The sequence below is a fragment of the Vibrio sp. Y176 genome (assembly GCF_033438945.1).
The window spans coordinates 1-898 of the sequence record NZ_JAWOQS010000218.1 but is presented as its reverse complement, the minus strand read 5'-3'; the positions used below and the strand labels follow the sequence as shown (position 1 = coordinate 898).

The window sequence follows — 898 nt, the reverse complement described above, 5'->3', positions numbered from 1 at the left end:
CGCATAAGCGCCGACTTTTAAGCTCAACATTAGGGCTTGGTATTCAAGTTCTGTCACTCTTTGTCCCTATTATTGAAAACCGTATTATTGTTGGAAACCGTAATGAGCAAAAACTCGCTTCGCGTCTTCCGATTTTAAATACTGGAAGAATTGTCTCGATTCCGTTGAATCGTTCACTACCGCCGCTGGATAAACGATGGCCGCGTGCGTGTCACTCGAAAACTCGCCAACAATTTTCACTTTGCTAGTCAACTGCGCATCGGTCTTATAAACCACCCCTAAAGGAGCTTCTCCGCGCTCAACTAAAGCCAAAGCAAGACGTACATTTTTTGCTGGTGCAACTTTGGTTTGAATCTCTTTCCATACACCCAGTGTAGTCAGTGATTCTTTCGCGTACATCCCTGCCGGCACAGACGTAGGGTTGCCCAATGCGAGGCGACTGCCATTTAACGCCGCTTCCCAAGCATTTGCATCCGCGAAGTTAAATACGGCTAAACTTGACGATTGAGGTGCAATAAGAACGAGACTATTGCGCACTAAATTAGTGACATTGTCACTATCTATAACACCTTCATCAACCAAATAGTCCATCCATTTCGTGTTTGCAGAAATAAACACATCAGCTGGAGCACCATTGATAATTTGTCGTGCGATCGAAGACGAGCCGCCATACACAGGCGTAACTGTTACGTCATACTTTTCTTTAAAATCTTGAGCGATTTCGTCAATCGCATTCGTCATCGAAGACGCAGCATAAACTTTCAGATCCGTTGCTGCATTTGTTGAGAAAGAAATGCTTAATATTGCCGCTAGGCAAGCATGCGTTTTCCATGCTTTCATAAAGTGACTCCGTACAAGGCAAGCGAAAATTCTATCTAGCCAAATGAATGCGTTCCCA

Annotated in this window: 1 protein-coding gene; it reads right to left on the bottom strand. The window is 44.3% G+C overall.

From position 1 onward, the window contains the following. Positions 1-84: 84 nt before the first annotated feature. Positions 85-840: a molybdate ABC transporter substrate-binding protein gene (gene modA, locus R7O13_RS25185; protein WP_318304986.1), complete on the bottom strand. Its 756-nt coding sequence runs from the start codon at positions 838-840 to the stop codon at positions 85-87. Positions 841-898 lie beyond the last annotated feature (58 nt).